We start from the raw sequence: 13,900 nt of genomic DNA, 5'->3' as shown, positions 1-13,900 counted from the left end.
TCTCCGCGCGCCTCTCGCGGCGAAGTCTACCGGACTTCAGGTCATCTGAACAGCGGGTCGAGGTCGAACAGCTTCTTGTGCTGGTCAAGAGCGTAACGATCGGTCATGCCGGCAATGAAATCGCAGACCTGGCGGGCGAAGCCGCTCCTGTCGTCAGTGAATGAATCCTCGCGCCAGTCGGCCGGCATGAGCGCGGGCTTGTCCATATAGGCTTCGAAGAGATCGCGAATGACGCGCTGGGCGCGCTCCATGATGGCAAGCACGCGCTCATGGCGGTACATGCGATGCGACAGGAACGCCTGCAGCACGCGGTTCTTTTCCTTCATCTGCGCACCGAAGCTGACCATCGGCATCCGCAAGGCCCTCACCTCCTCGGCCGATGTCGGCTTGAAGGCGCGAAGCTGCCGGCCGCTTTCGGCAAGCACGTCGCCCACCATGGCGGAGATCAGGCGGCGCACCGTCTCATGGATCATGCGCGGGCGCTCGAGCCTTGGATAGGCCTTCAGCACTTGCGCCAGAGCGGCGCCGACGAGCGGATCGTCGCCCAGGTCTATCACATCGAACAGGCCGGCCCTGAGCCCGTCGTCGATGTCATGGGCGTTATAGGCGATGTCGTCCGCGATCGCCGCGGCCTGGGCTTCGGCCGACGCGAAAGAGGCCAGCATGAGGTCATGCGCCTCGGCATAGTCGATGATGGCGGCCGGCAAGCCGGTCTCGCGATAGGCACCCTGCGCATGGCCTTCGCCGTCGATCAGCGGTCCATTGTGCTTCACCAGGCCTTCCAGCGTTTCCCAGGTGAGATTCAGCCCGTCGAATGCGGCATAGCGGCGTTCGAGCCTGGTCACGATGCGCAGGCTCTGGGCATTGTGGTCGAAGCCGCCGTGGTCGCGCATCAGCCGGTCGAGCTCGCGCTCGCCGGCATGGCCGAAGGGCGTATGGCCAAGGTCATGGGCGAGCGCCAGCGCTTCGGTCAGGTCCTCGTCGAGCCGGAGCGCCCGGGCGATGGAACGGGCGATCTGGGCGACCTCGATCGAATGGGTGAGTCGCGTTCGGTAGTGATCACCTTCATGATAGACGAAGACCTGGGTCTTGTGCTTGAGGCGGCGGAAGGCGGATGAATGGATGATGCGGTCGCGGTCGCGCTCGAAGGGCGTGCGCGGCGGGGCTTCGGGCTCGGGAACCAGCCGGCCACGGCTCTTGGCCGGGTCTGACGCATAGGGGGCCCGCATGCGCCTAGGGTCTCCCCCGGTTGACAAGACCCTTTCGGCGCACGACATATGTAGCTATGACGGATACGGTTTCCATAACGCCTCGTGCGGCCACCCGCATCAAGGATATCGTGGCGGCACAGCCCGGCGCCACGGCCTTGCGTGTCGCGGTCGAGGGCGGCGGCTGCTCCGGCTTCCAGTATGACTTCAAGCTCGACTCCCAACGCGCGGAGGACGATCTGGTGATCGAGAGAGATGGCGCTACTGTTCTGATCGATTCCGTCTCGCTCGTCTATATGGGGGGCTCGGAGATCGATTTCGTCGACGATCTCATCGGTCAGAGCTTCAAGATCAACAATCCGCAGGCGACCATGTCCTGCGGCTGCGGCACCAGCTTCTCCATCTGATCCCATGCAAAAACGCAGACTAGGCCGATCGGACCTCATGGTCGCGCCACTGGGGCTCGGCGGAAATGTATTTGGCTGGAGCGCCGACGAGAAGACCTCTTTCGCGGTGCTCGACGCCTTCGTCGCTGCCGGATTCAACCTGATCGATACGGCAGACGTCTATTCGCGCTGGAAGCCGGGCAATGAGGGCGGCGAATCCGAAGCCATCATCGGCAAATGGATGAAAGCGCGGGGCAACCGCTCGAGCGTGATCGTGACCACCAAGGTCGGCTCCGAAATGGGCCCCGGCAAGAAGGGCCTGTCGAGCCGCTACATCTTGAGTGCCGTGGAGGCTTCGCTCAAGCGCCTGCAGAGCGATTATATCGATCTCTATCTCTCCCACTGGGAGGATCCCGAGGCCGATATGGAGGACACGCTCGGCGCCTATGCCGATCTGGTCAAGCAAGGCAAGGTGCGCGTCATCGGCAATTCGAACCACAGTGCCCTGACCATGCGCGATGCGCTCGCCATCAGCGCCCGGCATCATTGGCCGCGCTTTGAGAACCTGCAGACCCACTACAATCTCTATGACCGCTCTGGCTATGAAGCCGAGCTCGAGGGTTTCTGCGCCGAGAACGAGATCGGCGTGACGAGCTACTTCTCACTCGCCAAGGGCTTTCTTTCCGGCAAATATCGCAAGCCCGCCGACTTCGCCAAGAGCGCGGCGCGCGGCGATGAGATGGGCAACTATCTCAACGAGCGCGGCTTGCGTATCCTGAGCGCGCTCGATGCCGTGGCGAAAGCCAGGAACGCCACCCCGGCGCAGGTCGCCATCGCCTGGCTCATCGCGCGCCCCGGACTCGTGGCCCCGATCGCCAGCGCCACCGGTATCGAGCAGCTCGGCGATCTGATCAAGGCGACGGAACTCGAGCTCACAGCCGTCGAGGTCAAACAGCTCACTGAGGCGAGCGCCAGCTAGGTTCCTTTCTGTCAGTAGCAGCTGCGGGAGACTTCATCAGCGCTTGCGCGATCGCGCGATAGCTTGCAATCATCGCCTGCTCTCTCTCATCTTCAGTGGTGTCCCCATGCTGATCGCAACCTGGAACGTCAACAGCGCCAAGGCGCGGCTCGAAACCATCGTCGCCTGGCTGAAGGAAGCGTCCCCCGATGTCGCCTGCTTTCAGGAGCTCAAATGCGAGGATCATGCGTTTCCGCGCCAGACCTTCGAGGATCTCGGCTACAATGTCGCCGTCCATGGGCAGAAGACCTATAATGGCGTCGCCGTCCTGTCGAAGCTTCCGTTCGATGAGGTGAAGACCCGCCTGCCCGGCGATGATGGCGACGAACAGGCTCGCTATGTCGAGGCGGTCGTCTCCGGCGTTCGCGTCGCCTCGATCTATCTGCCCAACGGAAATCCGGTGGCGAGCGAGAAATATGCCTACAAGCTCGCCTGGATGGACCGCCTCATTGCCCATGCGGACGGACTTCTCAAATTCGAGGAGCCCCTGGTGCTGGCCGGCGACTACAATGTCATCCCGCAGCCGATCGACGCCAAGAACCCGCAAGTGTGGGTGAACGACGCCCTGTTCCTGCCGCCGACAAGGACGAAGTTCCGTGAGCTGATCAATCTGGGCTTCACCGAAGCGGTGCGCACGCTCAATCCGGAGCCCGGCATCTACACTTTCTGGGACTATCAGGATATCGCCAGGCGGCGCGACAACGGCATCCGCATCGATCACCTGCTGCTCTCGCCGCAGGCCGCCGACCGGCTCACATCGACCCGCATCGACAAGCATGTGCGTGCCTGGGAGAAGCCATCGGATCACGTGCCGGTGCTGGTCGAACTGGCGGCGTAAGGCTCCGTTCTCGATTTTGGTCTGTTATGTGCGCGTCTTTACCGGCAGGCTTGCTATCGCCTTGAGACCCGGCCGCGGCCGCCACCGAATCTCTGCTTCCGGCACGGCCAGTTCAAGTCGCGGCCAGCGTTTGAACAATGCCTGCAACGCGCATCTGCCCTCGATGCGCGCAAGCTGATGGCCAAGACAGAAGTGGATACCGGTCCCGAAGGCGATGTGAGGATTGGGCCGCCGTTCGAGCTCGAGCACGCCCGGCCGCTCGAACACCTGCGCGTCCATGTTCGCGGCCGCCAGCATCACCATTATCCTCTCGCCCTTTTCTACGCGGACGCCGTCGAGATCCACGTCCCTGCGCACGTGCCGCGGCTTGGAGAACTGCACCGGCGAAACGAACCGGAGAAATTCCTCGATCGCCAGGCCGGCGCGGGTCCAGTCTTCCTCGAGCCAGTCGCGCAGCTGCGGGTTTCTCGTCACCTCGTAGACCGAACCGCTGATCAGGTGCGTGGTGGTTTCGGTGCCGGCGCCGAGCAGCAGGAAGACCATCGCCACCATCTCTCGGGAGCTGATGCGCCCGCCCTCCTTCTCCACGCGGACAAGCTCGGCGATCAGACCCTCGCCTCCCGTTTCGCGCGCCGCCTCGAGACGTGCAGCCAGGTAACGCCGCATCGCCGCCAGGGCCGGAAAGAGGCCAAGCAAGCCAAAGATACCGGTGAGGCGGGTAAAGCGGCCGGTCCATGCCATGAATTTCGGCCTGTCCGCTTCCGGCAGGCCGAGCAGTTCGCAGATGACGGAGAGCGGCAGTCTGCGCGCATAGCTCTCGACGATATCGGCGGGACTTCCATGGTCGAACAGCTTGGCCGCGAGTTCGTCGGCGATGGCGGCGATGCGCGGCTCCATGGCGAGGATCGCGCGCCGGCGAAAGGCTTCGTCCACGATGCTGCGCAGCCGCGTGTGGTCAGGCTCGTCCATCATCAGCATGTTGTCGGCGACCGCGCGTATCAGCCCGGGCATCCACCAGCGAAGCCCGGCGACCCTGCCATTGCGGCGCAAGGTGAAGGTTTCCGAGTCCTTCAGGACGCGATTGGCCAGCTCATGTGTCGTCGTGATCCAGACTGGCCCGATGATCGGGAATCTGGCCGCAACAACCGGGCCGGATGCCCTCAGTTTTTCGATCCCGGCGGCGGGATTGCGGAAGTAGTCCTGGCTGGTGAAATCGATACGCTGGCTCATGGGTTGCTCATTGCTGCTCGCGATGCGCGCCCACTCGCCCGGGGCGGGATGCCAAGGCTATTCCGGCGTCTGATTGTCCTCGTCATCGGCGGGATACTGGTCCGCCCATACGGTGGCGCGCGCTTCCGCCTCGAGCCTTTCAGCCTCGCTGGTCTCGGCCAGCATCTTGTCGAGCTGGTCGTAGATCGCCGGCTGCTCGCCCGGCCGCGTCGTCGAACGGGCGAGCAGATACCACATGATGGCGCGGGTCCGGTCGCGGCGCACGACATCGCCCCGCCAATAGAGATCGCCCAGGGCCGCCTCCGCCGGCGCATAGCGCTTCTTCGCCGCCGCCAGCAGCCAGCGCAAACCCTGCTCCGGCTGCTTGCGCATGCCTTGCCCGCGCATTGCCATGACGCCCAGCGCATATTGCGAGGCCGGGTGGCCATAGGTGGCGGCGAGGCGATAGATGCGGCTCGCCCGGTCGAAATTCTGCGCCACGCCCGCGGCCTTGCTGCCGGTCCGGTAGTAGTCGGCGACCCTGACCAGCGCGTCGACCATGATCCTGAGGCGATTCTGGTCGCTCTCCTCCGAATCGAACGCATCGGCGACCCGTCCGTAATAGGAAAAGGCCTTGGCGTCGTCGCGCGGCACGCCGCGGCCCAGGCGATACATGTGGCCCAGATACCAGTCCGCCACGATGTTGTTGTCATCGGAAGCGCGCTCGAAATATTTGCGCGCCTTGTCGAAGTCGCCGTCCTTGTACGCGCGCTTGGCCTTCTTGAGATCGCCCGTCCAGAACGGGATGAAATCGAGGTCCGGCGCCTTGATGTCGGGGGCGGCCGGCAGATAGGAGTAGAAATCGGAGGTCCAGCCGTCCTCCTCGGCGCGGGCAGAATCCGGAAGGAGCGCGAACCAGACGGCGATGACCGCAACTGTCGCACCCATTCCACGCGCCAACATACTCGCGCGCCGATCATATATCGGCGTAGCAGACACCTTCGTGTGATCCTCCGGGATGGGTCACTGCGCCGCTCACGGCAGGACCGACCTGCTGCGCATATTTCCATAGCGCGCCGGCTCCATAGCCATGCTCGCGCGGTTTCCAGTCCTTTTTACGGCGAGAAAGTTCCTCAACTGTGACATTTACATCGAGGCGCCCGGCCTCGGCGTCGATGGTGATAATGTCACCGTCCTCGATCAGCCCGATCGGCCCGCCAAGTTGGGCTTCCGGCCCCACATGGCCGATGCAGAAGCCGCGGGTGGCGCCAGAGAAGCGGCCGTCGGTTATCAGGGCCACCTTGTCACCCATGCCCTGGCCGTAAAGGGCAGCCGTCGTCGCCAGCATCTCGCGCATGCCGGGACCGCCCCGCGGCCCTTCATAGCGGATGACCAGGACCTCCCCTTCCTTGTACCGGCGGTGGGTCACCGCCTCGAAACAGGCCTCTTCGGTATCGAAGCAGCGGGCCGGCCCTGAGAATTTCAGGTTCTTCATGCCGGCCACCTTCACGATGGCCCCCTCAGGCGCCAGATTGCCCTTGAGGCCGACGACGCCTCCGGTGCGGGTGATCGGCTTATCGGCCGGCCGGACGACGTCCTGATCGGGATTCCACTTCACCTTGGCCATGTTCTCGGCCACGGTCCGGCCGGTCACTGTAAGGCAATCCCCATGCAGGAAGCCGTGATCGAGCAGCGTCTTCATCAGCAGCGGGATGCCGCCCGCTTCGAACATGTCCTTGGCGACATATTTGCCGCCGGGCTTGAGGTCGGCGACATAGGGCGTGCGCTTGAATATCCCGGCCACATCGAAGAGATCGAACTTGATGCCGGCCTCATGGGCGATGGCGGGGAGATGGAGCGCGGCATTGGTCGACCCGCCGGAAGCGGCAACCACGGTCGCGGCATTCTCAAGCGCCTTGCGGGTGACGATATCGCGCGGGCGGATATTGCGGGCGATCAGCTCCATCACCTTCTCGCCCGAAGCGAAGCAGAAGGTATCGCGGATCTCATAGGGCGCCGGCGCGCCGCAAGAATAAGGCAAAGCGAGGCCGATCGCCTCGGCCACCGTCGCCATCGTATTGGCGGTGAACTGGGCGCCGCAGGAGCCAGCCGACGGACAGGCCACCTGCTCCAGCTTCTCAAGGTCGGCATCGCTCATCCGGCCGACCGAATGCATGCCGACGGCCTCGAAAACGTCCTGGATGGTGACAGGACGGCCCTTGAAAGTCCCGGGCAGGATCGACCCGCCATAGATGAACACAGAGGGCACGTTGAGCCGGACCATGGCCATCATCATGCCGGGCAAGGACTTGTCGCAGCCCGCCACGCCGACAAGCGCATCGTAGGAGTGGCCGCGCATGGTGAGCTCGACCGAATCGGCAATGCATTCGCGCGAAATCAGCGACGCCTTCATGCCCTGGTGACCCATGGCGATGCCGTCGGTGACCGTAATGGTGCAGAACTCGCGAGGGGTCCCATTGGCCGCCGCAACCCCGCGTTTCACCGCCTGGGCCTGGCGCATCAGGGAAATATTGCACGGCGCGGCCTCGTTCCAGCAGGAGGCGACGCCAACCAGGGGCTGGTTGATCTGGGCCTGCGACAACCCCATGGCGTAGAAGAACGAGCGATGCGGGGCGCGCTGCGGGCCTTCAGTCACATGACGGCTGGGAAGTCTTGTTTTTGTTATGGTTTTTGCATCCATCGTCTATCCACACCACGGAGCCAGCCAGCCGGCTCCTGTCCCATTTTGGCGCTGTTTACCAGCCCGACACCTACCTAACCCTTACGGTTATTGGCAAAATTGGGCGGATGGAAGGTTGATTGTGGCAGGGTCAGTGTCATCCTAAACAAAAGCTGGCCTTGTGACATTTCCGCAACATTCCGTTACATACACTAAAAGTTGCGCGACTCTGGATCGCCCCGAAATTACCTGTAGAATGGGCCCAGGACTCATCAAGGACGGCATGATTCCATGACATTTCAAGCATTTGGTGCCAGGGGTAGCGGCAGCGACACCCCTCTCTCCTTCACTTATGTCGACAAGCCCGGCCTGGGCAAAATCGCCTTGCTCAATGCCCTCCTCATGGTCCTGACACTCACCGTCTACCGCTTCTGGGCGAAGACAAATGTCCGGAGACACATCTGGGGTTGTGTCCATATCAATGGCGAGCCGCTCGAATATACCGGGCGGGGCATCGAGCTCTTTCTCGGCTTCCTGATCGTTTTTGCTGTGTTCTTCCTGCCGGTCTCCGTGGTGCTCACGGTCCTGCAGCTCAGCCTCGGTCCCGAGCACCCGCTCCTTATCGGGGCCAACCTCGTGCTTGTCCTGGTCATCTTCCTACTTTGGGGCATGGCGCTCTACCGGGCCCGCCGGTATCAGCTGTCCCGCACCTTGTGGCGCGGCATCCGTGCCTCGCTTGTCGGCTCGTCCATGACCTACAGCCTGCTCTACTTCGGCGCTATGTTGCTACGCAGTATGACACTCGGCTGGTCGACGCCTGCCATGAACCTCAACTTGCAGGAGCGCATGACGGGCGACATGCGCATCGGCAGCATGCCATTCCGCTTCAAAGGGCGCGCCGGACCGCTTTACGGGCCCTATGCGATTTGCTGGGTGGTCACCCTCCTGGCTTTCATTGCAGTGGCTTTGCTGGCAGGTTTCGGCGTCTATGGGCTGTTTGGCGACGAATTGAAGGCCATCGGGGGCTCTGTCACAACCGATCCATCCAATCCAGTGCCCGACGCCCACAGGATCGGCCTGGTGATCGGTTTCGCGATCGTCGGCGCCTTCGTCCTGTTCGCCATCGTATCGTCAATCACCTGGGCCTTCTATGTCGCACGCGAGCTGTCGATCTTCGCCTCCTACACGACCCTCGACAATGCGCGCTTCCGCTTGGAGACGACGGCCGGCAGTCTCATCTGGCTGGTGCTCGGCAATCTCCTGCTCATCGTCTTCACGCTCGGCATCGCCACGCCCTTCGCACAGCAGCGTCTGGTCCGCTACCTGGTCTCGCGCCTCAGCGCCGATGGGATCGTCGATGTCAATGCCATCCTGCAATCTCGTGAGGCCGTTGGCCGCACCGGCGAAGGTCTCGCCGATGCCTTCGATGTGAGCTGGATCTGATGCGGACCGACGCGCGCTTCTTCGATGGCGAGATCGCGCGCGACCACATGGCCGTGGCCGAGATCACAGCCCAGGGCCTGCAGATCGAGGGCCTCGATGTGGCGCAGCGCATCTGGTCGCTGTCGGGCCTTACCGCCGTGACGCCGCCGCAGCCAGGCTATCCTTTCCGGCTCAGCCATGAATCGGAGCCCGGCGCCCGTCTCGTGATCACGCAGGAAGCTTTCGCCCGCGAGCTTGTGGCGCGTGCCCCGCATCTCGCCGGCGGTTTCAATCCGCGACGTGCCGGCCGGATTGCGGCCATCGTCGCGGCCAGCGCGCTTGCCACTGCGGGCGTGCTCTATGTGCTCTTGTCCTACGCGCCGCAGACTCTGGCCTTCGTCCTGCCCGACAGCTGGCGCGACAGCCTCGGCAACCAGGTCGAGGCGACACTGGCGAATGACGGCAAGCTCTGCGCCACCAGCGCCGGCAATGACACGCTGCGCCGGCTTGCGGCGCGGATGACGGAGGGCAATCCGGAAATACCGAGCTTCGAGGTCAAGATCTATGATCTCAAGATCCTCAATGCCTTCGCGCTGCCGGGTGGCCGTATCGTGATGACGCGCAAGCTCATCGATGCGGCCAGGACACCCGACGAGGTTGCGGGCGTCCTCGCCCATGAGATCGGCCATGTCTATCATCGCCATTCCGAGGCGCAGCTTATCCGGGCCATGGGCATCGAGCTCCTGCTCAGGATCGCCTCGGGTGGGGGCGATACGGTCAGCAGCCTCGCCGGCCTCCTCGCCATCCTGCAGTACTCACGCGATGCGGAGCGCGAGGCCGACAGCTTTGCGCAGACGGCCCTCGTCCATGCCGCCATCGATCCGATGGGTTTCAAGCGCTTCTTCGAGGAGCTCAAGAAGCTGGAGGGCAGCGGCGGCTCGGGCGGCGGCCTCTTCGATGCGATGGGCGACATGATGTCGACCCATCCCGTCACCGATGAGCGGATCGAAGCCATCAAGCCCTTGCCTGAAGGCGTGGCGGCTCGGCCGGCGCTCTCCGACACGGATTGGCAGAGCCTCAGGAAGATCTGCGATTAATGCTTGAGGATGCGTTCCTCGAAGGCGATGAACTGCTCGATCATCTCGCGCCATACGGCCGCCGCCAGATCGGGATCGAGCTTCTGTGCCGCCGCGAGGCTGCTCACCCGCTTCAGGACCTCATCGATGCGATCCGGCAGACGGGCGGGGAGATTTTGCGCGCGCTTGATCTCGATCACGCGCTCGACGCAGCGCTGACGGCGGGCCAGAACCAAAACAAGCTCGGCATCGAGGGCATCGATCTCGCGGCGCAGATCGGCGAGCGAGGATGAAGGCTTCGGCGGTTGCTTGCTCATCATGCGGCAAGCCATGCACCTTTGGCAGGATCAGCGCGATGTGTCCTTGCGACGCGGTTCGGGAACGATGACCCAGGGTCGCTCGCCCTGCTCATCGCGCGAGGTTGCGAGGCGGATGCCGTCATCATCGAGATAAAGCGCCTGCGCCCCCGAGCGCCAAACGGTGAAGCGATCGATCCGCAAGGGCACGGAGCGGCAGCGGCCACGCAACGGGAAGGCAGCGATGAGGATGTCGGCTTCGGCGCAAGGGATCGTCATGGCGGCCCGCTCGTCCGTCAGATAGAGGATGCGCCTGCCCTTGACGCTGATGCGGCATACCGCCTCCGCGCAGGCCCAGCCGGCGCGGCGCGACGCTTCGGCCGGTGTCATGCCGTCGCCTTCCATCCTGAGCCATATGGCGGCGGCGAAGCGGCCACGGCGCGGATGCGCCACCGCCAGCTCATCCCGGTCGGTGCGGACCGCGACGTTCTTCGCCGCGCGCTCGACATAAAGATCCGGCCGTTCCGCGGTGGCGGCCATCACCAACGCCACGGCCGCGACCGGAAGCGCCAGAAGGCGCAACACGCCCCTGAACAGACAAAGAATGACCGCCGCCAAGGTGAGAAGGAGAGCTGCCGGAAGCGGCAGCGCCGGGATCAGGCCGCGCGCCTGCGGCAGGCCGCTGGTCCAGTCCGAAATGGCCTGGATGAGCGCCAGGCCCTCATCCAGGGCGCGCAGGGGATAGGCTTCGAGACCGAAAGGCATGAGCAGGACGGAAATGGCCGCCATCGGCATCACGATGAACGACATCACCGGTAAAGCGAGCAGATTGGCGATGAGGCTGTAGGGCGCCAGGCGGCCGAAATGATAGGCGGCTGCGATCGAAGAGAAGCCGCCAGCCGCCAAAGTGGTGCAACCGGCCGCGACGACGCTGCGCGACATGGCGCCGGCAATGCGCCCGATGAATCCATGACTGGCGCCCTCGTGACGCGCGCGCCATCCGCTCCATGCTTCATGGAAAGCGAGGAGCCCCATGACGGCCAGGAAGGACATCTGCAGGCTGGCGCCGAGCGCCGTTTCCGGAAAGGCGATGAGGATAACGAGAGCGGCGATGGCCAGGTTGCGCATCGACAGCGCCGGACGATCGACCAGGATCGCGATGAACATGACAGCCAGCATGATGAAGGACCGCTGGGTGGCGACCGACGCGCTGGCCAGCAGCATATAGGCGAAACCCGCCGTGAGCCCCACGAGCGCCGCCCATTTCTTGATCGGATGGAGCGTCGCCAGCGTCGTCGACAACGCCAGCAGCGCGCGCGCCAGCCAGAACACGCCGCCCGCGACGAGCGACATATGAAGGCCTGAGATCGAGAGAATGTGGGCGAGGCCCGATGTCTGCAGGCTGTCATTGACGGCGTGCGGGATGGTGCCTCTCTCACCGGTGATCAGCGCCTCCGCGAAGCCGCTGCGCTCCCTCGGCATGACGGCCCGGATGCGGACGCCGATCGCCTGGCGCAGTTCCTCGAGCGCGGCGCGCAGGCGCAACGCCAGCGACGGGTCCATGCCTTCATCGCTGATGTCGCCATAGATCCTGCCCGTGGCGCCAATGCCTTCGAACCACAGGCTGCGGCCATAGTCATAGCCGCCGGGAACGGCGGGCGGCGACAGCGGGAAGAGCTGTGCCCTGGCCTTGATGATCTGCCCGAGCCGCAAGGGTGCTGCGCCCGAAACGGTAATCCTGGCGCGCGAGGGAATGCGTGTCACCCCCTTGCCCTCGAGCCCCGTGATGCGGATCACCGCGACGGCGCGGCGCGGTCCCTTCGCCTCGAAATCCTCGACGACGCCGGTCAGCACGGCTTCGCCGGTCGCGGCACGCAAGGTGGATGGGGCGACCCATTCGGTCCTGATCTTGGCGAGCGAGAAGCCGACGAGCAGCATGAGCAGGATCTTGCCCGGCACGCTGCGCCGCCGGCGCAGCATCCCAGCCAGAAGCATGAGAATGACGGCGATGATGGCGAAAGCCAGCAAAGGCGGCTCGCGCGGCAGGGCGAAATAGGTCCAGATGCCGGCCATCAGCCATACGGGCGCCCAGAGGAAGAATGTCCCCGCCTGGACGGCGAGGATGTCCTTCGCCCGACGGCGCCAGCCGGCCCGCCTGCCGCCGTCGAGGACGGCGAAATCCTGAACCCCGTCGACCACGCCACGCCCCTTACACGCGCCCGACCCTTATGCTAAGCGGGCGCCATCCCGAACCTATCATTGCCAAGAAAGGCGGCCATGTCATCGTCCGTCATCACACGTTTTGCCCCCTCGCCGACCGGCTTTCTCCATATCGGCGGCGGCCGGACCGCGCTCTTCAACTGGGCTTTCGCCAGGAAAACCAAGGGCAAGATGCTGCTGCGCATCGAGGATACCGATCGCGAGCGCTCGACGCCCGAGGCTGTCGCGGCCATCCTCGATGGCCTGACCTGGCTCGGTCTCGATTGGGATGGCGAGGCGGAGTCGCAATTTTCCCGTGCCTCGCGTCACCGCGAGGTGGCCGAGATCCTGCTCGCCCGCGGATTGGCCTATCGCTGTTATTGCACGCCCCAGGAGCTGCAGCAGATGCGGGAAAGGGCGGAGGCCGAGAAGCGCCCGGTGCGCTATGACGGAACCTGGCGCGACCGCGATCCCGCAAGCGCGCCGGCCGGAGTCAGGCCCGCCATCCGATTCAAGGCGCCGCAGGATGGCGAAACCGTCATCGACGATCATGTGATGGGCCGGGTCGTTTTCCAGAACAAAGAGCTCGACGATCTGATTATCCTGAGGTCAGACGGCAATCCCACCTATAATCTGTCGGTCGTCGTCGATGATCACGATATGGGCGTCACCCATATCATCCGCGGCGTCGATCACCTGACCAATGCGGCGCGCCAGACCCAGATCTACAGGGCGATGAGCTGGACGGTGCCGGACATGGCGCATATCCCGCTGATCCATGGACCGGACGGGGCCAAGCTCTCGAAGCGCCACGGGGCGCTTGGCGTCGAGGCCTATCGCGCCATGGGCTACCTGCCGGAAGCGATGCGCAACTATCTCGCCCGCCTCGGCTGGAGCCATGGCGATGACGAGATCTTCTCCACCCGGCAGATGATCGACTGGTTCGGGCTCGACGGCATCGGCAAGTCGCCGTCGCGTTTCGACTTCGTCAAGCTCGAGAACCTGAACGGCCATTATATGCGGCACACGGACGATGAGACGCTGCTGCAGGCGTTTCTCGCCTTTCTACCGCATGTGGCGGGTGGGCCCGAAATGCTCGCCCGCATCGATGATGCCATGCGGGCCAAGCTGAAACGCGCCATGCCGGGACTGAAGGAACGCGCGAAGACCCTCGTCGATCTGATGAAAAGCGCGCAATATCTCTTTGCCCAGCGCCCGCTCGCGCTGGACGACAAGGCAAGGCAGATCATGGCCGATGGCGGTGTCGCGGCCCTGCAGGGGCTGCTGCCCGTGCTCACCGGCGCGGACTGGACTGCACAGGGCCTGGAGACCGCGGTTAAAGCATATGCGGAAGCCTCTGGCGCCAAGCTCGGCAAGCTGGCGCAGCCGTTGCGCGCGGTGCTCACGGGAACAAATACGTCCCCTGGTATCTTCGATGTCCTGGATGTTCTCGGGCGCGAGGAGTCACTAAAACGTATTGAGGATGGCCTTAAGTTAAGTTGACCGTCATGCTGCAGTGCAATAAACTTTCCTCATAAAGCAATGGAAAACGGCAGGGACAGAAGACA

General features: G+C 63.9%; 12 protein-coding genes. 6 read left to right on the top strand and 6 right to left on the bottom strand.

Annotated elements, in window-relative coordinates; genetic code table 11:
* Positions 1 to 41: 41 nt before the first annotated feature.
* Positions 42 to 1,229, bottom strand: a complete 1,188-nt coding sequence (locus DT068_RS20935) for a deoxyguanosinetriphosphate triphosphohydrolase (protein ID WP_368904897.1) — start codon at positions 1,227 to 1,229, stop codon at positions 42 to 44.
* 56 nt (positions 1,230 to 1,285) lie between these two features.
* Between DT068_RS20935 and erpA the strand changes: the two genes are divergently transcribed.
* From erpA to xth, 3 genes are all read left to right on the top strand, one after another.
* Complete coding sequence (gene erpA, locus DT068_RS20930) at positions 1,286 to 1,615, top strand: iron-sulfur cluster insertion protein ErpA (RefSeq protein ID WP_119391829.1); 330 nt, start codon at positions 1,286 to 1,288, stop codon at positions 1,613 to 1,615.
* A 4-nt stretch (positions 1,616 to 1,619) separates the two neighbouring features.
* Positions 1,620 to 2,573: an aldo/keto reductase gene (locus tag DT068_RS20925; RefSeq protein ID WP_119391828.1), complete on the top strand. Its 954-nt coding sequence runs from the start codon at positions 1,620 to 1,622 to the stop codon at positions 2,571 to 2,573.
* Positions 2,574 to 2,679: 106 nt separating this feature from the next.
* On the top strand, positions 2,680 to 3,450 hold the full coding sequence (xth, locus tag DT068_RS20920) for an exodeoxyribonuclease III (RefSeq protein WP_119391899.1): 771 nt from the start codon (positions 2,680 to 2,682) through the stop codon (positions 3,448 to 3,450).
* Between the two features lie 24 nt (positions 3,451 to 3,474).
* Here the strand turns inward: xth and DT068_RS20915 are convergent, their stop codons facing one another.
* The 3 genes from DT068_RS20915 to ilvD are packed head-to-tail and all read right to left on the bottom strand — an operon-like array spanning position 3,475 to position 7,360.
* Positions 3,475 to 4,680 (bottom strand): cytochrome P450, encoded by a 1,206-nt coding sequence (locus DT068_RS20915; RefSeq protein ID WP_119391827.1) that lies wholly within the window; start codon positions 4,678 to 4,680, stop codon positions 3,475 to 3,477.
* A gap of 57 nt (positions 4,681 to 4,737) precedes the next feature.
* The gene (locus DT068_RS20910; RefSeq protein ID WP_162914348.1) at positions 4,738 to 5,607 is read right to left on the bottom strand and encodes a tetratricopeptide repeat protein; all 870 of its coding nucleotides are present in this window, start codon (positions 5,605 to 5,607) and stop codon (positions 4,738 to 4,740) included.
* 28 nt (positions 5,608 to 5,635) lie between these two features.
* Entirely contained in the window at positions 5,636 to 7,360 is a 1,725-nt protein-coding gene (ilvD, locus tag DT068_RS20905) for a dihydroxy-acid dehydratase (RefSeq protein ID WP_119391825.1), read from the bottom strand.
* A 270-nt stretch (positions 7,361 to 7,630) separates the two neighbouring features.
* Here ilvD and DT068_RS20900 point away from each other — a divergent pair, with 270 nt between their 5' ends.
* The gene (locus DT068_RS20900; protein WP_119391824.1) at positions 7,631 to 8,782 is read left to right on the top strand and encodes a YjgN family protein; all 1,152 of its coding nucleotides are present in this window, start codon (positions 7,631 to 7,633) and stop codon (positions 8,780 to 8,782) included.
* Positions 8,782 to 9,858 carry a M48 family metallopeptidase gene (locus DT068_RS20895; RefSeq protein ID WP_119391823.1) on the top strand — a complete coding sequence of 359 codons (1,077 nt, stop codon included), beginning with the start codon at positions 8,782 to 8,784 and terminating at the stop codon, positions 9,856 to 9,858. Before DT068_RS20900 ends, DT068_RS20895 begins: the two co-directional genes overlap by 1 nt.
* On the opposite strand, the gene DT068_RS20890 is transcribed toward DT068_RS20895, so the two are convergent.
* Both DT068_RS20890 and DT068_RS20885 read right to left on the bottom strand, forming a co-directional pair.
* Entirely contained in the window at positions 9,855 to 10,157 is a 303-nt protein-coding gene (locus DT068_RS20890) for a chorismate mutase (protein WP_368904894.1), read from the bottom strand. The two genes, DT068_RS20895 and DT068_RS20890, sit on opposite strands and share 4 nt — an antisense overlap.
* 27 nt (positions 10,158 to 10,184) lie before the next feature.
* Entirely contained in the window at positions 10,185 to 12,332 is a 2,148-nt protein-coding gene (locus DT068_RS20885; protein WP_119391822.1) for a ComEC/Rec2 family competence protein, read from the bottom strand.
* Positions 12,333 to 12,410: 78 nt separating this feature from the next.
* Between DT068_RS20885 and gltX the strand changes: the two genes are divergently transcribed.
* Positions 12,411 to 13,835, top strand: coding sequence for a glutamate--tRNA ligase (gene gltX / locus DT068_RS20880; RefSeq protein ID WP_119391821.1), 1,425 nt, complete (start codon positions 12,411 to 12,413; stop codon positions 13,833 to 13,835).
* Positions 13,836 to 13,900: the final 65 nt, after the last annotated feature.

It is taken from the genome of Taklimakanibacter lacteus (assembly GCA_003576695.1).
GTDB classification, from domain to species: domain Bacteria; phylum Pseudomonadota; class Alphaproteobacteria; order Rhizobiales; family Aestuariivirgaceae; genus Taklimakanibacter; species Taklimakanibacter lacteus.
The sequence above is the reverse complement of the archived record's forward strand: the minus strand, read 5'-3'. Positions and strand labels throughout refer to the sequence as shown.